The organism is Ruegeria sp. CDSB113, assembly GCF_059611045.1.
Window position 1 is genome coordinate 182,894 of the sequence record NZ_JBXWOU010000001.1, and the last position, 19,409, is coordinate 202,302.

General features: G+C 58.3%; 19 protein-coding genes and 1 riboswitch. Of the genes, 10 read left to right on the top strand and 9 right to left on the bottom strand.

Annotated features, from left to right (window positions below):
- Positions 1 to 81 precede the first annotated feature (81 nt).
- Both ftsY and AC2FIS_RS00960 read right to left on the bottom strand, forming a co-directional pair.
- Positions 82 to 1,245, bottom strand: coding sequence for a signal recognition particle-docking protein FtsY (gene ftsY / locus AC2FIS_RS00955; protein WP_109311733.1), 1,164 nt, complete (start codon positions 1,243 to 1,245; stop codon positions 82 to 84).
- Between the two features lie 58 nt (positions 1,246 to 1,303).
- Positions 1,304 to 1,942 (bottom strand): lysoplasmalogenase family protein, encoded by a 639-nt coding sequence (locus AC2FIS_RS00960; RefSeq protein WP_496771643.1) that lies wholly within the window; start codon positions 1,940 to 1,942, stop codon positions 1,304 to 1,306.
- A 133-nt stretch (positions 1,943 to 2,075) separates the two neighbouring features.
- Here AC2FIS_RS00960 and AC2FIS_RS00965 point away from each other — a divergent pair, with 133 nt between their 5' ends.
- The gene (locus tag AC2FIS_RS00965; RefSeq protein WP_496771644.1) at positions 2,076 to 2,471 is read left to right on the top strand and encodes a hypothetical protein; all 396 of its coding nucleotides are present in this window, start codon (positions 2,076 to 2,078) and stop codon (positions 2,469 to 2,471) included.
- 12 nt (positions 2,472 to 2,483) lie between these two features.
- Here the strand turns inward: AC2FIS_RS00965 and xseA are convergent, their stop codons facing one another.
- On the bottom strand, positions 2,484 to 3,977 hold the full coding sequence (gene xseA / locus AC2FIS_RS00970) for an exodeoxyribonuclease VII large subunit (protein WP_496771645.1): 1,494 nt from the start codon (positions 3,975 to 3,977) through the stop codon (positions 2,484 to 2,486).
- 74 nt (positions 3,978 to 4,051) lie between these two features.
- Between xseA and purD the strand changes: the two genes are divergently transcribed.
- A complete protein-coding gene (gene purD, locus AC2FIS_RS00975) occupies positions 4,052 to 5,314 on the top strand; it encodes a phosphoribosylamine--glycine ligase (RefSeq protein ID WP_496771646.1) in 1,263 nt (420 codons plus the stop codon).
- A gap of 81 nt (positions 5,315 to 5,395) precedes the next feature.
- On the opposite strand, the gene AC2FIS_RS00980 is transcribed toward purD, so the two are convergent.
- Together AC2FIS_RS00980 and AC2FIS_RS00985 are read right to left on the bottom strand one after the other, a co-directional pair.
- Complete coding sequence (locus AC2FIS_RS00980; RefSeq protein WP_496771647.1) at positions 5,396 to 6,118, bottom strand: FG-GAP repeat domain-containing protein; 723 nt, start codon at positions 6,116 to 6,118, stop codon at positions 5,396 to 5,398.
- On the bottom strand, positions 6,118 to 6,441 hold the full coding sequence (locus AC2FIS_RS00985) for a 2Fe-2S iron-sulfur cluster-binding protein (protein ID WP_058273927.1): 324 nt from the start codon (positions 6,439 to 6,441) through the stop codon (positions 6,118 to 6,120). The genes AC2FIS_RS00980 and AC2FIS_RS00985 overlap by 1 nt, the downstream gene beginning before the upstream one ends.
- Positions 6,442 to 6,568: 127 nt before the next feature.
- Between AC2FIS_RS00985 and AC2FIS_RS00990 the strand changes: the two genes are divergently transcribed.
- Complete coding sequence (locus AC2FIS_RS00990) at positions 6,569 to 6,940, top strand: OB-fold nucleic acid binding domain-containing protein (protein WP_496772099.1); 372 nt, start codon at positions 6,569 to 6,571, stop codon at positions 6,938 to 6,940.
- Positions 6,941 to 6,979: 39 nt separating this feature from the next.
- Here AC2FIS_RS00990 and AC2FIS_RS00995 read toward each other — a convergent pair whose 3' ends face one another.
- Together AC2FIS_RS00995 and AC2FIS_RS01000 are read right to left on the bottom strand one after the other, a co-directional pair.
- Entirely contained in the window at positions 6,980 to 7,597 is a 618-nt protein-coding gene (locus AC2FIS_RS00995; protein WP_496771648.1) for a GNAT family N-acetyltransferase, read from the bottom strand.
- Between the two features lie 116 nt (positions 7,598 to 7,713).
- Positions 7,714 to 8,403, bottom strand: coding sequence for a glutathione S-transferase N-terminal domain-containing protein (locus AC2FIS_RS01000; protein WP_282118744.1), 690 nt, complete (start codon positions 8,401 to 8,403; stop codon positions 7,714 to 7,716).
- A 121-nt stretch (positions 8,404 to 8,524) separates the two neighbouring features.
- Positions 8,525 to 8,602: riboswitch (SAM riboswitch) on the top strand.
- A 65-nt stretch (positions 8,603 to 8,667) separates the two neighbouring features.
- On the opposite strand from AC2FIS_RS01000, the gene metZ reads away from it, so the two are divergent.
- The 5 genes from metZ (at position 8,668) to AC2FIS_RS01025 (ending at position 15,222) form a co-directional block, all read left to right on the top strand.
- A complete protein-coding gene (metZ, locus tag AC2FIS_RS01005; RefSeq protein ID WP_496771649.1) occupies positions 8,668 to 9,858 on the top strand; it encodes an O-succinylhomoserine sulfhydrylase in 1,191 nt (396 codons plus the stop codon).
- Positions 9,859 to 10,027: 169 nt separating this feature from the next.
- Positions 10,028 to 11,131, top strand: a complete 1,104-nt coding sequence (gene folE2 / locus AC2FIS_RS01010; protein WP_496771650.1) for a GTP cyclohydrolase FolE2 — start codon at positions 10,028 to 10,030, stop codon at positions 11,129 to 11,131.
- Between the two features lie 279 nt (positions 11,132 to 11,410).
- A complete protein-coding gene (locus AC2FIS_RS01015) occupies positions 11,411 to 12,148 on the top strand; it encodes a hypothetical protein (protein ID WP_496771651.1) in 738 nt (245 codons plus the stop codon).
- Between the two features lie 51 nt (positions 12,149 to 12,199).
- Complete coding sequence (locus AC2FIS_RS01020; RefSeq protein ID WP_496753617.1) at positions 12,200 to 13,648, top strand: TrkH family potassium uptake protein; 1,449 nt, start codon at positions 12,200 to 12,202, stop codon at positions 13,646 to 13,648.
- The gene (locus AC2FIS_RS01025; protein WP_496771652.1) at positions 13,648 to 15,222 is read left to right on the top strand and encodes a thiamine pyrophosphate-binding protein; all 1,575 of its coding nucleotides are present in this window, start codon (positions 13,648 to 13,650) and stop codon (positions 15,220 to 15,222) included. Before AC2FIS_RS01020 ends, AC2FIS_RS01025 begins: the two co-directional genes overlap by 1 nt.
- 54 nt (positions 15,223 to 15,276) lie before the next feature.
- Here the strand turns inward: AC2FIS_RS01025 and AC2FIS_RS01030 are convergent, their stop codons facing one another.
- Positions 15,277 to 17,010: a serine protease gene (locus AC2FIS_RS01030; RefSeq protein ID WP_496771653.1), complete on the bottom strand. Its 1,734-nt coding sequence runs from the start codon at positions 17,008 to 17,010 to the stop codon at positions 15,277 to 15,279.
- Between the two features lie 205 nt (positions 17,011 to 17,215).
- Here AC2FIS_RS01030 and AC2FIS_RS01035 point away from each other — a divergent pair, with 205 nt between their 5' ends.
- Complete coding sequence (locus tag AC2FIS_RS01035) at positions 17,216 to 18,145, top strand: glycine--tRNA ligase subunit alpha (RefSeq protein WP_496771654.1); 930 nt, start codon at positions 17,216 to 17,218, stop codon at positions 18,143 to 18,145.
- 8 nt (positions 18,146 to 18,153) lie between these two features.
- Here AC2FIS_RS01035 and AC2FIS_RS01040 read toward each other — a convergent pair whose 3' ends face one another.
- Positions 18,154 to 18,786 carry a MarC family protein gene (locus AC2FIS_RS01040; protein ID WP_496719904.1) on the bottom strand — a complete coding sequence of 211 codons (633 nt, stop codon included), beginning with the start codon at positions 18,784 to 18,786 and terminating at the stop codon, positions 18,154 to 18,156.
- A gap of 91 nt (positions 18,787 to 18,877) precedes the next feature.
- Here AC2FIS_RS01040 and AC2FIS_RS01045 point away from each other — a divergent pair, with 91 nt between their 5' ends.
- Positions 18,878 to 19,402, top strand: a complete 525-nt coding sequence (locus AC2FIS_RS01045; RefSeq protein ID WP_496771655.1) for a DUF6446 family protein — start codon at positions 18,878 to 18,880, stop codon at positions 19,400 to 19,402.
- The last annotated feature ends 7 nt before the right edge of the window (positions 19,403 to 19,409 follow it).

Genomic DNA, 19,409 nt, shown 5'->3' on the forward strand with positions numbered 1-19,409 from the left:
AGTCTTTTCGCTGGGAGGAGAGGTTGGGGGTTTTCCACCCCCAGACCCCCGGAGGATATTTGGGGCCAGATGAAGGGGGGATCAGGTTCGGTCCAGGCCAGTGAGGGCGGCGGCGAACTCTTCGGGGTCGAAGGGGGCGAGGTCGTCGATCTGTTCTCCGACGCCGATGGCATGGATCGGCAGGCCGAACTTGTCGGCCAGTGCAACCAATACGCCACCCTTGGCGGTGCCGTCGAGTTTGGTCATTACCAGGCCTGACACGTCAGCGAGATCGCGGAATGTCCGGACCTGGCTCAGCGCGTTCTGGCCCGTGGTGGCGTCCAGCACCAGCAGCGTGTTGTGCGGGGCGGTCTCGTCGATTTTGCGGATCACGCGGACGATCTTGGCCAGTTCCTCCATCAGGTCCGAACGGTTTTGCAGGCGTCCGGCCGTGTCGATCATCAGCAGGTCTGCGCCGTCTTGCTGCGCGCGGGTCAGGGCGTCGAAAGCCAACGAGGCCGGGTCAGACCCCTCGGGTGCGGTCAGCACCGGCACGCCGGCGCGGTCGCCCCAGACTTGGAGCTGTTCGACGGCGGCGGCGCGAAAGGTGTCCCCGGCGGCGATAACGACCTTTTTGCCGGCGCCTTTGAACTGGCTGGCCAGTTTGCCGATGGTTGTGGTTTTGCCAGATCCGTTTACGCCGACGACCAGAACGACCTGCGGGCGCTTGGGATAAATGGGCAGGGGCTTGGCAACCGGTTCCATGACACGGGCGACTTCCTGGGCCAGCAATTGCTTGATCTCTTGCGTGGAGAGCTTCCTGCCCAGCCGCCCTTCGGCCATGTTGGATGTGACCCGCAGTGCGGTGTCGACGCCCATATCCGAGGCGATCAGCAGTTCTTCTAGCTGCTCAAGCATATCGTCGTCCAACGTACGACGGATGACGGCCTTGGCTTCGTTCCGGCCAAATAGGCGTCCCAACACCCCTTTGGATGGCGCGGCCTCGGGCGGCGGCGGAGCAGGGGTTGGATCGACCGGTGCGGGCTCAGGTGTTTCGACCGGCTGTGGCACAGGGGCGGGTTCAGGTGTCTCTGGCCCGGGCTGCGGAATTTCGGGAACCGGTTCCGGCTGCGGCTCAGGCTCTGGGATAACTGGATCGGGGGCGGTCGTTTCCTCGCCACCGTCTTCGACGATGGCATCCAGCCCCTGTTCGAGGCGGGACGAGGATTTGAACAGCTTGTCCTTGAGCTTTGAGAAAAACGCCATTTTTGGTCTCCGCAGGTGTTCCTCTCACCTAATGCGGATTTGCGGCAGTTGCAAAGGGTCACAAAAACGCAATCAACAGCCCCGCTTGCGCGCCCCAGTATAGGATCCAGATCATATAGGGCGTGATGCGTAGCGCCGGATGGCCGTTAGGCAGCAGAAACTTTTCAGTCGCCAGTATCAGGTCCGACGCGATGAAGGCCAGTGCGGCGGGCAGGGCCCAGCGTAACGCGCCCGCCTCGGGCAAGGCGAGGACTGTAATGCCCATGCCAAGGATGATCGGGATATAGCCCAGAACCGGTATCTTGAGGTCACCTGCGCGGGGGGCGAGCAGGGTTGCAGCAACGATCCCGAGTATGATCAGCGACCAAAAGATGCCGGGTTTGTCGAAGATCAGAGCGGTGTCGCTGGATGGGTGGCTGAGGAACAGAGCGATATAGGCCAGGTGGCCTGCTGCAAATGCACCGATCCCTGCCATGAAGGTCGAGTCCGTCTCGCGTGATAACAGCGCGTCGCCCAACGCGCACAGGACTAGCGCAAGGGTCAGTAGCATGGGTGCACCACTTAAGACAGCAACCAGCGCCAGTAGCGCGACAGAGGCCGTCTTGAAGAGGGATCGCAGGGGGCTGACCGGGCGCGGTGACATCGGCAAATAGGCCAGAGCGCATGCGGCGGCGATCCAGAAAAGAGCGGTTGTCATCATATGTCCCCCATTTGGTTTTTTCAGCAGCATCACCGGGATCGCCATTGCAACTCAAGCGGTGACGTTAAGGCAGCCGGTTTTAGGGGATTGTCTGTTGGCGATGCTGACCGGCATCTGTCAGAATGTTCCCATGTTCAGGCGTATTGCGATTCTTCTGACACTTTCTGCGCAGACGGCAGCGGCTCAGTCAGCTTTGTCTGGGGCTGAATTCGACAGTTATACGCTCGGAAAAACCATGTTCTATGGATTTCAGGGAACGGTTTACGGCGTCGAACGCTATTTGCCCAATCGCCGAGTGATCTGGTCTTTTCTGGACGGCAATTGCAAAGAGGGTGTCTGGTACGAACAAGCGGGCCAGATCTGCTTTGTCTACGAAGACCGGATTGACTCGCAATGCTGGGTCTTTACCAAGTCTGACGGGGGCCTGATCGCCTTGTTCGAGGGCAACTCGGACGCCACCGAGCTGTACGAGGCCGAGGACATCAATGAAGAAATGGTTTGTCTCGGCCCCGAAGTCGGGGTCTGAGGGCGTATTTGGTTAGAATAGCGAGCCCTGATCCGGTGCATCTTTCTTAGCTGACTTTTTAGGTGCCGCCGGTGAGGTTGTGGGCTGGCCCGTGTTCAACAGACCATCTGCGAATTCGATCTCGAATGCGTTGTGTTTTGACGCCTGTTTCTTGGTTGTCAGAACCTCGCCTTCAGCTCGGACCACAGCGTAGCCACGCTGCAACGTCGCCTTGTAGCTAAGTGTTTCACGCAGGCGAACAGCGGCGTCCAGCTGTTGCCGCATCCGATCCAGGCGCGTGGCTTGCGCCGCGTTCATACGGTCGGCCAACCTGTTGATATTCTGCTTCTGTTGTTCGATCTCTCTGTGGATTGGGCGCAGAGATAGACGGGATGACAGGTTGCGAAAGGCCTCGTTTCTGGTCGAAACGAGATTGCGCAACGTCGACGGGCGCAGATGTGCGGACAGCTCGACGACCTGCAGACGTCGGTTCTGCACGCCGCGATTTAGTGCGGGTGCCAGCCGATCCGCAATTAAGTCAAGGCGTTGGCGTGGGGTGTTCAACAAGCTATCCGGGCGCGGCAACGCGCGAGACAGGTCGCGAAGCCGTTGAGAGCGTCTTTGAACCGCGTCCGTCGCTGCACGAGACAGGCGTGCGCCTTGCTCACCCGTCCAAGCCAGAAGTTCCATTCGAACCGGCACGGCAAGTTCAGCCGCGGCGGTCGGTGTTGGCGCGCGTCGATCCGAGACGAAGTCGATCAGCGTTGTATCCGTTTCGTGACCCACGGCAGAAATCAGCGGAATGTCCGACGCGGCCGTCGCGCGTGCGACGATTTCTTCGTTGAACCCCCAAAGGTCTTCGATCGATCCGCCACCCCGCGCGACAATGATCAGGTCGGGCCGAGGCAGCGAGCCGCCCGGCGTCAGTTTGTTGAAACCGTCGATGGCGCGCGCCACCTCTGGAGCGCAGTTGGAACCCTGTACAGCGACAGGCCAGATCAGCACCTTGCGCGGGAAACGATCCCGCAGGCGGTGCAGGATGTCCCGGATCACAGCGCCAGATGGTGATGTCACCACGCCAATGATCTGGGGCAGGTAGGGCAGAGGCTTTTTGCGTTCGGGTGCGAACAGACCTTCCGCCTCAAGCTGTTTCTTGCGCTTTTCCAGCAGGGCCATCAAAGCGCCTTGCCCCGCGACCGCGACCTCATCAACGTTCAGGTTATATTTTGACTGCGCACCAAAAGCGGTCAGACGGCCGGTGACGACAACCTCAAGACCTTCTTCCGGCACCACCGAGAGGCCCGAAACCTGACCTTTCCAGGTGGTGCAGGCCAAAACGTTCCGGTCATCCTTGATGTCATAGTACAGATGCCCCGAGCGCGCTGTGAACACGCGTCCGACCTCACCACGCACACGGATTCGCCCGAACGTGCCTTCCAGCGTGCGCTTCACCTCGCCCGAGATGTCTGAAACGGAGTATTCTGGGGTGTTTTGGCCCGGGATCGGGTCATCAAGCAGGTCGGACATTTCAGCGCCTTGTGTCAAATGCCCGGCCAGCTTAGAACGCCCGGAAGGCGAGGCCAAGCAGATCGGAGACCTTCATGAACATCCTTATTCTCGGCAGCGGCGGGCGGGAACACAGCCTCGCCTGGGCGGTGATGCAAAATCCCAAATGTGACCGACTGATCGTGGCGCCGGGAAATGCAGGGATTGCACAAATTGCCGAGTGCGCGGCACTGGATGTCGAAAACGGTGGTGCGGTTGTCAGCTTTGCCGAAGAGAATGCGATTGATTTCGTGATCGTCGGCCCCGAAGCGCCCCTGGCCGCTGGTGTCGCGGATCGTCTGCGTGAAGCGGGTGTGTTGGTCTTTGGCCCGTCCGCCGATGCGGCGCAGTTGGAAGCATCGAAGAGTTTCACCAAGGAAATCTGTGACGCGTCGAACGCTCCGACCGCAGCCTATGCAAGGTTCACTGAGGCCGAGCTTGCCAAGGCTTACGTCCGCGAACAGGGCACGCCGATCGTGGTCAAAGCCGATGGTTTGGCGGCAGGCAAGGGTGTGATCGTCGCCATGGACGAACAGACCGCGCTGGAGGGCATCGACGACATGTTCGGCGGCGCTTTTGGCGGCGCGGGGGCCGAGGTGGTGATTGAGGAGTTCATGGAGGGCGAAGAGGCGTCTCTCTTCGTCTTGTGTGATGGCGAGGACATTCTGTCCATTGGCACGGCGCAGGACCACAAGCGCGTAGGAGAAGGCGACACGGGCCTGAACACGGGCGGTATGGGGGCGTATTCCCCAGCGCCGGTCCTGAGTGCCGAGATCGAGGCGCGCGCGATGGAAGAGATCGTGCGCCCGACCATGGCCGAGATGAAGCGCCGGGGCATGCCGTTTCAGGGCGTTTTGTATGCGGGGTTGATGATCAAGGACGGCCAACCGAGGTTGGTCGAATACAACGTCCGCTTTGGTGACCCGGAATGCCAGGTTCTGATGATGCGGCTTGGTGCTCAGGTTCTGGACCTGCTTCATGCCGCAGCCGAGGGTCGTTTGAGCGAGACGCAGGTGAACTGGGCTGACGATCATGCGATGACGGTTGTGATGGCAGCGCAGGGGTATCCCGGTTCCTACGAAAAAGGAACCGCAATCAAGGGTTTGGATAGGCTTCCTGAAGATAGCAGCAACATGGTTTTCCACGCCGGCACCAAGGCAGTTGATGGCCAGGTACAAGCTGCAGGTGGACGCGTATTGAACGTGACCGCGCGTGGAGAAACGCTGCAAGAAGCTCGGGATCGGGCATATGCAATGGTTGAAGGCGTGGAGTGGCCCGAGGGCTTCTATCGCCGCGATATCGGCTGGCGGGCACTTTGAGTGGTTGGTAGGACAGGGGGCTTTGCCCCCTCGGCCTGCGGCCTCACCCCCAGGATATTTTTGGCCAGATGAAGAGGCGGATCAGCACTTGAGTGCGTTGTTCAGGCTTTTGTGGCCGGTAAACGCGCCGAGGTCGCGGGTGGTCCAGTCGTTTTCGTAAGTGACGCTGATGACGCGTGTCCAGTTGCCGTTGGCGAGGATCAGTTCCGGAGTGCCGCCGCAATCGCGCAGACCGCCGGAGATGAAATCTTCTCCAATGCGGTGATTGGTGAGATTGGGCAGCGATGCGATTTCGGTCAGTTTGCCGTCTGCAAACCGCCAGATGCGCAAGGTTTTGGCCAAGTGAGGGCGATCGACATAGGCGATCTCGACGTTGCCATCGCCATCCATGTCGGCCGCTCCGACCGGAGCGAGCCAGCGAAAGCGGGTTCCGATGTAGGGCGTAGCGGCGATCAGGCCGCCGCCATTGTAGATTGCAAGCCGTGCACCTTTATCACGATGGCTTTCAACCACCAGAGCTTCACGACGCCCATCGTTGTCAAAATCAATCAGGCGCGGTCGGATATCTTCGAAAACGCGATCTTTTGGCAGCCGGATTGTGTATTTCGCCCATTCCGGCGCGTATTGCAGGATCAGAGCGCCGTATTCGATCTGATCACCAAGTACCCCGTGCGGGTATCGCGCAGTGGGTTCCGAGTACTCCGCCGAACCCAACGGTTCATACTGCCATGGCTGCTGAGATATTGTCTGGCTCGGACAGATTCCAATTGCGATCGCGGCAGCCGCGATCGCTTTGAAAAGCATCAGATCTGCTTTTCGGGCATTTGAACAACCAGCCCGTCCAACTCATCAGTGACCTTGATCTGGCAGGTCAGGCGCGAGCGGGCCGGGTCGGGTTCAAAGGCGAAATCCAGCATGTCCTCTTCCATGTCGTCCTTGGCCGGAACCTTCTCGACCCAGTCGGGGTGGATATAGACATGGCAGGTCGAACAGGCGCAGGCGCCGCCGCAATCGGCCTCGATGCCGGGGATATTGTTGTCACGGGCCCCTTCCATGACGGTCAGGCCGCTGGCGACTTCGACTGTATGTTCGGTACCGCCGTGCTCGACATAGGTAATCTTTGCCATTGCGTGCGTCTTCCTCTTTCGCTTGTCGAATTCTTCCATAGTGAAGGCATTTAGGTCTTTCCAGCCTCATTTGCGACTCGTCACGCCGCCTATGGACTTTCCTTGCGTTTGTTCTATTTTTGTTCCCATGATTGCGTTACCTACCTGCCCTATATCTACGAACCGGAACTGGCCGCGGCCGCCCGCGTGTCTGCCCGCCAATCGGTTGAACGACCCGCCCGAGGGCGCGCTGGTGGCGGTCGCGGGGCTGGTGATCCTGCGGCAGAGACCCGGGACGGCCAAGGGGGTGATCTTTGTCACGCTCGAGGATGAGACCGGCATCGTGAATGTGGTGGTCTGGCGCAAGATCTATGAACGTTTCCGCCGGGCGGTGATCTCGGGGCGGCTGCTGCGGGTCACGGGCCGGATGCAGCGGGCGCATTCGGTGACCCATGTGATCGCGGAAGAGGTCGAGGATATCTCGGGCATGCTGGATGTGCTGGTGCGGGGGGAGGGATAGGCTAGTTTGGTGATCCGGCACATTCCAACGTTACAAGGTTCAGCCGATGTCCCGAACCATGTGCAGATGCAGGCCAATTCCATGTCCATCGTCCAAAGCCGGCACACGCGTTTCAACTTCAACTCGAAATCCAATGTGTTGATAGAAGCCCACAGCTTGATTGTTGGCAGCTACATCAAGGCAAATTTGCTTGCACCCGCCCGCCAAAGCACGCGACGTTGCTGCGTCAAACAACTGGCCAGCAATACCTGATCCCTGCATATCGGGGCTCACGGCAAATTCGAGAATATAGTAAGAGGCTTGACGCGGGGTAGGAAACAATCGATCCATCCAATACAACGCTGATTTCAGATGTTCTGCTTCATTGCCGCCAAGTGCATTTGCTTGATGATCAACGGAAAAATTGAAGTTTACAGAGTACTCGTTTTCCGTATGCCCAATAAGAAGCCCGATGACTTTGTCATGGTCCATGGCAGTGAAGGCATGTTTGTAAGAAAACAACCCCTGCTCCTCCGGCCATTCAGTTCGGACGATCTTATGCAGGACATCCATTTTGCTAAACATGTAACCGTTTAGTATTGGGTCAGTACTCCAAAGAAGATCGGCCAAATCCTCGGGCGGCACGGATTTAGATGCTGGTTGTACCAAAACTGTCATTTTTGCTCCTAAGCCCGAGTTCGAAAACTGTTTCTGGAAATGACTTTCGACAGCAAAGCGTGCAGCCAACTGTCGAGAGGGGAAAATAGATCTAAGTAGCGCCCAGAAAACACGATTTACCGTTTAAACAAAACCCCCTGTGCTTGCTTGTCCCTGTGATCGCCGCGCAGTTCGGCATGCAACGCGCGCCCAGCCTGAACTGCGGGGCGGGCGCTGACCGTTTCAAGCCACCGAGTGAAATGCGGTTTGTCTTCTAACACCTGTTGTTGCCCTTCCCACAGACTTGCCCAGCCCCAGATCGATATATCCGCGATGGAATAGAAATTGCCCGCGACATATTCATTTTCGGCCAACCGCCGGTCCAATACTCCGTACAGCCGCCCGACTTCGGCGCGGTAGCGGTCCTTGGCATAGGGCAGGTCCTGCGGCGGCTCGAGGTTTGGCGCGTATTTCAGGAAGTGATGCGCCTGACCGGCCATCGGTCCGACGCCGCCCATTTGCCACATCAGCCATTCCTCGACGGCGATCCGGTCACGTTCGGTTTTGCCATAAAAGCGTCCGGTCTTGCGGGCGAGATACATCAGGATCGCGCCGCTTTCGAACACCGAGATAGGTGCGCCATCTGGGCCGTCCGGGTCAACGATGGCAGGCATCCGGTTGTTGGGCGCAATTTTCAGGAACTCGGGGTCGAACTGATCCCCCTTGCCGATATTGATCAGGTGGGTGGTGTAGGGAAGGTCCATCTCTTCCAAAGCGATGGACGCCTTCCAGCCATTCGGCGTGGGCCAGAAATACAGATCGATCATGGTGCCTCCTCAGGTTGAGGCGATCATGCGGTATTCTGCGCAATCGGCAAGAGGCGGTTACGAAAGCGTGACACAGGGCAACCGGGCTTGACGGCCATGTACACGCGGCGTATTTGCATCGCAGAAGCTACGTGGCGATTTGTTACCGGATTGCGGGCCACGCTAAACAACACCGCTAAAAGGTCAGGATGAAAGGCCCCTTTCGCTTGACCGCGTCTGGGGTTTTTTTGATGCCCTTGCCAGACAAGGGTCGAGAGGAATGAGATGAGCGAGAGCTGGAACAAACGCACCCAAGCCGTCCATGGCGGCATCCGTCGCAGCCAATACAACGAAGTCAGCGAAGCAATTTTTCTGACACAAGGCTTTGTCTATGAGACAGCCGAACAAGCCGAGGCGCGGTTCATCGAATCCGGCCCGGATGAGTTCATCTATGCCCGCTATGGCAACCCGACCGTTTCGATGTTCGAACAGCGCATTGCCGCGCTGGAAGGCGGTGAGGACGCGTTTGCCACAGCATCCGGCATGGCTGCGGTGAACGCGGCGCTGACCTCGATGTTACAGGCGGGCGACCATGTGGTGTCGGCCAAGGCATTGTTCGGGTCCTGTCTGTATATCCTCGAAAACATCCTTTCCCGTTATGGTGTGGACGTCACCTTTGTTGACGGCACCGATCTGGACGCCTGGAAAGCGGCGATCCGCCCTGAGACCAAGGTGGTTTTCTTCGAATCCATGTCAAACCCGACGCTTGAGGTCATTGATATCGAGGCGGTTGCCAAATTGGCCCATGCGGTTGGCGCGCTTGTCATCGTGGACAATGTGTTTTCCACCCCGGTTTTTTCGCGCGCGATCGAACAGGGGGCGGATGTCGTGGTCTATTCCGCGACCAAACATATCGACGGGCAGGGGCGAGCTCTGGGTGGTGTCATAATTGGTACCAAGGACTTCATCCGGGGAACGGTTGAGCCCTACCTTAAGCACACTGGCGGTGCGTTGAGCCCGTTCAATGCGTGGATCATGCTGAAGGGGCTGGAAACGATGGCCCTGCGCGTGAACGCGCAGGCCGAGACGGCGCAGAGCATTGCCGAAGCTCTGGAGGGGCATACGGCGCTGGAACGCACGCTCTATCCGGGTCTGAAGACCCATGCGCAAAACGCGTTGGTCCAAGCCCAATTGGGCGGCAAAGGCGGAACAGTTCTGTCGCTGGACATCAAGGGCGGCAAGGACGCAGCGTTTGCGTTCCTGAACGCGCTGACGATCCCTGTCATTTCGAACAACCTGGGCGATGCCAAGTCGATCGCAACACATCCGGCCACGACAACACACCAGCGTCTGAGTGACGATCAGAAGGACGAATTGGGCATCACACCCGGCCTGATCCGCTTTTCCGTAGGATTGGAGGATGCGGGCGATCTGCTTGCAGACATCAAGCATGCGCTGGACCTGTCGCAACGTTAAATTGCGGCGGTGGTTTACTGACAACCGGGTCGAACCTAGGTGAAAATGACGTAAGTCATGCGATTTTCGCCGAATTTCGATCCGGGCTGTGTTTTTCAGCGTATAAAGCTACACTGGAAAGCAAGCCGAACAAGAATAAGGTTCGGCGACCAACCAAGGAACCCGATCGATGAACGTGCACCCCCGCGACATTGAGGATATGCCCGACAATGACGAAGCCGCAGCCGCTCTGAAGACGCTGCGCAAATGGGCCGAGTCCGCAACCGAGGCCGAGATCAGCCAGCTCGACCCGGCAATTGCGCGCCTTGTGCCTGGTCTTGTGCCCGTGAATTATCCGTCCCTGTCGCGCGAATACCCTGAGGGTTTCACGGTCGACAGCGCGTATCGCGCGACCTTACCGGATTTGCAGAATGGCCCGTCCAGCTTGATCCGGGGCGCAAAGCAGCAAATCCAGCATGTTGGTATCTCGAACTTCCGCCTGCCGATCCGATTTCATCGCAAGCGCGGCGATGACCTGACGCTTGAGACCTCGGTGACCGGGACTGTCAGTCTGGATGCCGAAAAGAAGGGCATCAACATGTCCCGGATCATGCGCTCGTTTTACAAACACGCCGAGCGTACGTTCAGTTTTGAAGTCATGGAGGCCGCGCTGGATGACTATATGACTGATCTGGACAGCTTTGACGCCCGTATCCAGATGCGGTTTTCCTATCCCGACCGTGTTCAAAGCCTGCGGTCCGGTTTGGAAGGGTATCAGTATTACGACATCGCACTTGAGCTGGTTGAACAGGGCGGAGTGCGCCAGAAGGTCATGCATCTGGACTACGTATATTCCTCAACATGTCCCTGTTCGCTGGAACTCAGCGAGCACGCACGCGCAACACGTGGACAGCTGGCAACACCGCATTCGCAACGCTCAGTGGCGCGGATTTCTGTTGTTGTAGATTGCGACACGGATTGCCTGTGGTTCGAGGATCTGATTGCCATGTGCCGCCGTGCCGTTCCGACAGAAACGCAGGTGATGGTCAAACGCGAGGATGAACAGGCCTTTGCCGAGCTTAATGCGGCCAATCCGATCTTTGTCGAAGACGCTGCCCGTTTGTTCTGTGCCGAATTGCTGGCCGATCACCATATCGGCGATTTCCGCGTGGTCGCAAGCCATCAGGAAAGCCTGCACAGCCACGATGCGGTGTCGGTTCTGACCGAAGGTCCGACCTTTGTGTCACCCAGCCTGGACCCGCGGCTTTTCACCACCCTGTTCCACGTCGGGTGACGGGGCAGGGTGGATCAATAAGGTATCATTTTTAGACTAAGAGCGGTTTTCCGCCGCAGTGCGGCAATTCGTGCTGCATTTGCACAGTCGTTCAAGTAACACTGGTGTGGAATGCAGCCGTGGCAGGCGAATTTCTGTTCGTGCGTCTGCCACTCTGAAAGGAAGCTGAGACGTGCGACGCTCAGGACTTCGTGACTGCTTGATCCGCCCGAAAGATCGGGACGGGCAGCTCAATTCACTCTTTTGCAGGCTGCATCGCTTTCAGAGGAGAACTAAAGTATGAATCCAATTTCCCAACCGCTGGAATTTCAGGCTGCGGCCATCCGAATGGCCGGCTATGCGGTTAGCAACCAAATGAAAATTATGCAGATTTTGACCCGCTCGGCGATGGAGCTGCCGTTTGTGTCGGTTAATGCCTTGCACGCGTCGGCTGCTGCTCCTGCCCCGGCTGCACCCTCGGTAAAACCTGCACCCAAGGCCAAACCGGTTGCCAAGGCAAAACCTGCCGTGGTTGCTAAGCACAAGCCTGTGGCCCGCAAGAAAGACGCTGCAAAACCCAAGGTCGAATCACCCAAGCCGACCGCGCCAAAAACGGTGGCTGCTGTAACCAAACCCACACCGGTGGCAGCCAAATCGGCCGAAGTTGCAGAAAAGCCTGCCGCCAAGCCTGCTGTCGCCAAGGGGCAGCCAGCGGCCAAACCCATTGTGGCAGCCAAACCGAAGCCTGCCGCTGCGCCTGCTGTTGCTAGAAAAACACCTGCGCCAAAACCGGCAGCGGTTGCCAAGCCGAAACCTGTGGCAGCGAACACCACAGTGCCAAAGACACCGGCCAAACCAACCGCACCCAAGCCGGTCGCGGCGAAACCTGCACCTGCCAAGCCGGTCGCGGCGCAGCCTGCGCCTGCAAAAGCCGATGCTGCAAAGCCCGAGGTGGCACAGGCAGCCGCGGCGCGTCGCCCGCGCGCCCCATCTAATCCGCCCGCGATGCCAACAACGGCACGCAAAACGGACGGGTAAAACCCGACACCGGCTTGACACAGTCGTGCAGGCGCGCCAACGCTGCGCCTCATGACGGATATGCGCCCGGTTGGATATGTGATTGGCCTATTGGTCGCCATTCTTGGGGCGACCATGCTGCTGCCTATGCTTGCGGACTTCATCGAAGGCCGGGGCGAATGGCACGTTTTTCTGGAAAGCGGCGTCATCACGATTCTGACCGGCGTCATTCTGGCGATGAGCTGCTCGAACGGGGTGGGCGAAGGTCTGACGATCCGTCAGACCTTTTTGCTGACCACAGGGGTCTGGGTCGCACTGCCATTTTTTGGCGCCATCCCGTTTCTGTTCGGCGAGACTGAACTGCGCTTTGTAGATGCCTATTTCGAGGCGATGTCGGGCCTGACGACCACAGGCTCGACCGTGATTTCCGGCCTTGATGATCTGCCGCAGGGTTTGTTGCTGTGGCGAGGGCTGCTGCAATGGCTGGGCGGCATCGGTATTATTGTTGTGGCCATGGTGTTTCTGCCCGAACTTCGGGTCGGGGGTATGCAAATCTTCCGCTCGGAAGGATTTGAAACCATGGGGAAAATTCTGCCGCGTGCGCAAGAGATCGCGGGCCAGATTTCCCTGATCTACGTCTTTCTGACGATTGTTTGCGCGTTGGTCTATGCAGGTCTGGGGATGGGCTTTTTTGATGCCGTGGTGCACGCGCTGACGACGATCTCAACGGGCGGGTTTTCAAATTATGACGCGTCCTTTGGCACGTTTTCCGGCCCGGCAGAATATGCGGCCGCTGTCTTCATGATCCTCGCTGCACTGCCTTTCGTGCGCTACGTCCAATTCGCCAATGGCAATACGAGGTCCATTTTCCGCGACAGCCAGATACGGACCTTTCTGGCGACCATTCTGGTGCTGGTGGTCATTATGGCGGTCTTTCTGACCTCTGTTTTTCCGCATCATTGGGAACAGGCTGTTCGGGAATCCCTGTTCAACATCACCTCGATCATTTCGGGTACCGGATATGCCAGCGTAGATTACATGGGCTGGGGCAGTTTCCCGATCATGATGTTCTTCCTGATCGGTCTGATTGGCGGCTGCGCGGGTTCAACCGCCTGTTCCATCAAGATCTTCCGGTATCAACTGCTGTTTGCTTCGATCAAGACCCAGATCCGCCGCATCCGGTCACCTCATGGTGTTTTTAAGCCGCAATATGATGGCCGTTCGATTGGTCCCGACGTTCTGACCTCGGTTATGAGCTTCTTTATGTTTTTTGTGCTCTCGTTGGGCGTGCTGGCCTGGGCGCTGGCGCTGACGGGATTGGATTTCATAACTGCCGTCTCCGGGGCGGCCACAGCGCTGGCCAATGTAGGCCCGGGACTGGGGGACCAGATCGGACCGGCTGGCAACTTTGCAGGGCTCAGCGACACCGCGAAATGGCTGCTTTCAATCGGTATGCTGGTGGGACGGCTTGAGCTTTTGGCCGTTTACGCACTCTTCACTGTCCAGTTCTGGAGGAATTGATGAAAAGACCCCTTGGTGCGCAGATTTCGCATATGCTGCGGGATCGCGGAGTGGATGTGATCTTTGGTATTCCCGGCGTGCACAATCAGGAAATGTATCGCGGGATCGAAGAGGCCGGAATCACCCATGTGCTGGCCCGGCACGAGCAGGGGGCAGGGTTCATGGCCGACGGCTATGCCCGTGCGACCGGCAAGCCGGGTGTTGCATATGTCATCACCGGACCGGGGTTGTGCAATATCATGACGCCGATGGGGCAGGCCTATACGGACTCGGTCCCGATGCTGGTGATGTCCTCGTGCCTTGATGAAACGCAAGGGGGGTACGGGCAATTGCACCAGATGAAAGACCAGCGTGCTGCGGCTGAAACCGTGACGGACTGGTCGCATCAGGCCAATACGGCGCAGGCAGCCTACAATCTGGTCGAGCGTGCTTTTGAAGAGTTCGAACTAAATCGTCCACGCCCAAAACACATCCAAGTGCCGATTGCACAGCTTGAGGCCGATGCAGATCCCGCACCGTTTCCCAACCAACCTGGTTTGCGCTCAAAAGTTCTGCCGCCGGACTTGGCTCCGGTATTGTCCATGCTGAACATCGCACGGCGCCCGTTGTTTATTCTGGGTGGTGGTGCGCGGTCGAATCTGTGGCGGCAAATCCTGACGCAGTTGGGTGCGGCCTGTTTTACCACGTATGCCGGGCGCGGAATGGCGGGGTTGGGCTATGCCTTGGACTATGGAGCCATGTTGCCACGACCGGGCAGCGCCGATGTCATCGCCTCGGCCGATCTTGTGGTTGTTGTGGGCGCGGAATTGGGCGAGGTCGACCTGTGGCGAAACACATTGGGCCACACGGCCAATCTGGTGCGTATAGATCTGGACCCGAAGGTTCTGTCCGACCACCATCGCGCAGCCGTCAAGCTGCAGGCTGATGGGGAAAGCTTTGCCCATGCACTTTGGGCTGCCATTGATCATGTCAAACCTGCAACGGGGTGGACAGAAGAAGAAGTAGCCGACACGCGCCGCCGTTGGCGGGCCGAAGTGGATGCGGAACGACCAGGTATCGTCCCGGTCCTGGATGCCCTTCGCGCGGCGATGCCCGGCGACACCATGATCTATTCCGACATGACCCAGTTCGCTTATGTCGCCAAAGAGGTTTGGGATATGGGCTATCCCTATCACTGGCACCATCCGACCGGATTCGGCACGCTTGGCTATGCGCTGCCGGCCGGAATTGGCGGGGCTGTGGCGCGCCGAGGTAAGCCTACAGCGGTGATCGCCGGGGACTACGGTTTTCACTATACGATGCAAGAGCTTGGTGCAGCAGTCGAACTGGGCCTGTCTCTGCCGATTATCCTTTGGGACAACGGAAAGCTCAAAGAGATTGAGGACAGCATGGTCCGAGGTCAGATCGCCCCGAATGCGGTCGTGGCGCGCAACCCGGATTTCTGCAAATTGGCCGAGGCCTTCGGTGCGTTGTCATCCGCGCCCTCTAGTTTAGACGAGATGCAAGAGGCGGTCCGGTCGGCTTTTGCGGCCCCGGTGCCGACATTGATCCGCGTCACACCGGATATCCTGTAGCCAACAAAAAAGCGCCGCCCGTAAGAGCGGCGCTTTTTTCTTTTGGTATGGTTCTTAGTCCCAGCAGTGAACCAAGACAGTCATGCCGGTTGCCCGGCGGCTAAGTTCATTCGGCGAGATTTGCGCCGTCGGCTGACCCGATTGACCGGACACGCCTGCCTTGGCCAGAACCTCATTCAGGCTGTTGGCCGTTGCAGCGAGGCTGACGGACGCGGGCAGGGTGCGTCCTTCGGTCGGGGATGGCAGCAGCATGCCAACAACCTGGCCATTGCCGTCAAAAACCGGTCCTCCCGCATCGCCAGGCTGGGCCGCCAATGCCAGACGTTTCACGCCGTCTTCTCCGTTCAGTCCGCGCACGTCAGCGATCTGACCAAAGGTGAGTGTCGGTGCGCCCAAGGCGCCCTCATAAGAGAAACCCGACACCGCGATCTCAGATTGAATACGCGGCGCATCGGCGCTGAATTCTGCCACGTTGACCGGAACCAGATTGCGGCTGGGGCGCAGAACCGCCACGCCCAGATCGGCATCTGACAAGGCGACCTGAAGCTCTTGATCGTCATCAAGCGTGATGCGCGTGCAGCTGTCAGCGGCCTCAAATACGGTCAGGACCGTGCCGCTGGTATCAGCGAAAAAGCCCGAACGGGACAGGCGCGGTGTGCGCACTTGCAACCCGGATACCAGATCAATCCGCTGCTCAGCATTGGCACCCGCTGCGGCGTCCAGCACAGCGCCAGTTGCGGTAAAGCTGGCCTTCATTGCGGCCAGCACTCTGGCGCGGCGGGCATCGTCACCCTCGGGCCAAACCAGTGTAAAGCCTTTGATCTGACCATCGTCCAGCCGTGCTTCGCTATAGGTCACGATCCCATTACCGCGCCCTTCCAGGGTAAAGCTGTCACCGCGCAGTTGTCGTGGGCCGTCGAGCGGAACGATTTCCAGCGATTGCAGCACCTCATAAAAGGCGCGCAGCGTGGCTTTGTCGCCCTTCTGACTGATCAACAGGGCCTTGGCATCCAGATCGGTTGTGCGTTTGAAGTGAACAAACGGGGCCTCATAATGGTCGAATGCGATGACACCCATCGGCAGATCCACATCGATACCGGCCTGCGGGTCGGAGTAACGCTCCATCCCAACGCTCAGAAGGGGGGCGTTAAAGTCGTCAATCAACGCCTTGCGCTGTGCGGTCGTCAGAACGCCGGTTGCTTCAAAGCCGTTGAACCGTTGCCAGTCGCCCATGGAGCGCCGCGTGCCTTGGCCAAATGCGCCATCGATCGTTGAATTGTAAAAACCCGCGGCCTGCAGGGCGGTTTGCAAATTCATGCGTTCCTGCGTGCTTAAAAGACGCTCGCTTTGCAACGCTTGCGAGCGTGTCTCGTCAGAGGCCTGCGGGGTTACGCCAACAACCGGCTGTTCCGGCTGAGGTTCAACTGGTGGCGTCACGACACCCCGGTCCAGAATGTTCTCTCCTACCGGCCAGAATTGCTGACCCAGTGCACTAGAAAACGCGATATAGCTGTCCGCAGGGATTTGCCCCTCGGCGCGGTAAACGCTTAGAACCTGTTCCGCATCGTTGCGCAAATATGGCCCGATAACAATGGCATACCAGCCAGAGTTCAAGCGAAATCCGTTTACGTCCGGCAAGGTACCGGCATAGGCCCGCGCACGTTCCTGCGCTTCGCGCAGCGAGGGCTGCGCTTCGACCTGCACCCAGACACCTGCGTCCTGCTGTGCAAAAACAGCGCGCGCGCCGATGAGAAAAAGAAACAAAATTGCCGTGAATATGCGAGTCATTGTCTGCCCGTGTCCGCAGTGTTTTATCTTTGCCGGACCCTACGCGAAACAACGTACCGAAAGCCATGCCCGGAATACGGGGAATTTACAGTGTGGCTGCGCAGTGACAGCATAGGCTTTGCCGCCCGTTGACGCCCAACGGCCCCTTGCATAGGAAGGACAAAACCCAACCGAACCGGGCGCAGTGGCGTCCAAAGGGAATGTCATGACCGAACAGTCCAGCGCACTACGTTCTTTTCAAGAGATTATCTTGCGGCTTCAGACCTATTGGGCCTCGAAAGGCTGCGCTATTCTGCAGCCCTATGACATGGAGGTTGGTGCAGGTACATTCCACCCGGCGACCACCTTGCGCGCGCTGGGGTCGAAAACCTGGGCCGCAGCTTATGTGCAGCCTTCGCGCCGCCCTACGGACGGGCGCTACGGCGAGAACCCCAACCGGTTGCAGCATTACTATCAGTATCAGGTGCTGATCAAACCCAGCCCGCCGGATTTGCAGGACCTGTATCTGGGCTCGCTTGAGGCGATTGGCATCGACATGAACCTGCATGACATCCGGTTTGTCGAGGATGATTGGGAAAGCCCCACCCTTGGCGCATGGGGTCTGGGTTGGGAAGTTTGGTGCGACGGCATGGAAGTCAGCCAGTTTACTTACTTCCAGCAGGTCGGCGGCCATGATTGCGCACCGGTCTCGGGCGAGCTGACATATGGTCTGGAGCGTCTGGCGATGTATGTGCTTGGCATCGACCACGTAATGGACATGCCGTTCAACGATCCGCAGTCACCAAGCCCGCTTTCCTATGGCGACATCTTCAAGCAGACCGAAGAAGAATACGCCCGCTGGAACTTTGACGTGGCCAACACCGAAGTGTTGTTGCGCCACTTCGAAGAAGCCGAGGCTGAGTGCGCCGCCATTCTGGCACAGGAGCATGACGACCCAAAAACTGGCAAGCGCATCATCATGGCGCACCCAGCATATGATCAGTGCATCAAGGCCAGTCACGTGTTCAACCTGCTGGACGCACGGGGCGTGATCTCGGTAACCGAGCGTCAGGCCTATATCGGCCGCGTGCGGGCCTTGGCGAAGCAATGCGCAGACGCATTCCTGCTGACCGAGGCCGCCGGGTTTCAGGCCTAATGCGCCGCTCAGGCCAGTCCGGGCAGCAAGACCTTAAGGCCAGCCGCGATCATGCTGATTGCGATGGCCGACAGGATCATGCCCATGAACCGGCTCATGATAACACGAGCATTGTCAGACAGACGTTTGGCAATGGCTGCGGCGTTCCAGAATGTCACGAACAGCAACAGCAGGACGGCCAGGAAAACGCCAGCGTAAACAATGGCATCTACCGGTTTATGGATGTGGCTTGCATACAGGATCAACGTGGTAATTGTGCCCGGCCCGACAAGGATCGGAAAGGCCAGCGGATAAAAGGCAACCGTATCAGGTTCGGGGTAGGATTGCCGTTCCCCCTCGGTTCCGTGATGCGACGTGCTGGGCTTTCCGTTCAGCATGTTCAGACCAATCATCAGAACAACCAGACCACCCGCGACGCGCAAGTCATCGACGCTGATGCCGAACAGGCTGAGCGTTTGACTTCCCACAGCCGCAAACGATGCGCCAAGGATCAGGCAGTAGAGCGCTGTCTTTGTAGCCACTTTGCGCTGATCGGTCGGGGTAAGGCCGTCGGTGACGCTAAGAAACACTGGCAGGTTCGTGATTGGATTCATGATCGCAAAAAGCGCTCCGAAGAATCCTACGGCAAGGGTGCTGTCCATTTGAAACGTCTCTTTGCGGCCTGTAATCAATTGGAACTTGTCCTATTTTTACCGATCGTGAAAGAGACATCGTGAGCAAAAGGAAAAGACAATGACAGGAAAAGTGCTTGCGATCATAGTGCTGATCTCGGCGGCAGTAGCCGGTTTTGGGATGTATTACCTGCAGATCTACGGATTTTACTATGACGTGGAATCCAAGCCCGGACAGGACGTCATGCTGATGACTGACGGGGCCGAGGCGCCCACGCCTATATCCTACAGTGCGTTTCAGGCGATTGACGCGGACAGCTCACCCATCCGCTACCGTGCCTGTTTCCAAACGGATCTGACGGTTGCGCAGATTGAGGAAACCCATGTCGCGGTCGAGAATGCAGAGCCGCTGACCGCGCCCGGATGGTTCGATTGCTTTGACGCCGTGGCGGTGGCGGATGCCCTGAAATCAGGCGAGGCCAAAGCCTTTCTGGGCGCAAAAAACATCCACTTTGGCGTTGACCGAATTGTTGCCGTTACAAATGGCGGCAAAGGCTATGTCTGGCACACGCTGAACAATTGCGGCGAAAAGGCCTATGACGGCACCGTGATTGGGGAAGAATGTCCGGACCGACCACAGAATTGAGGATATG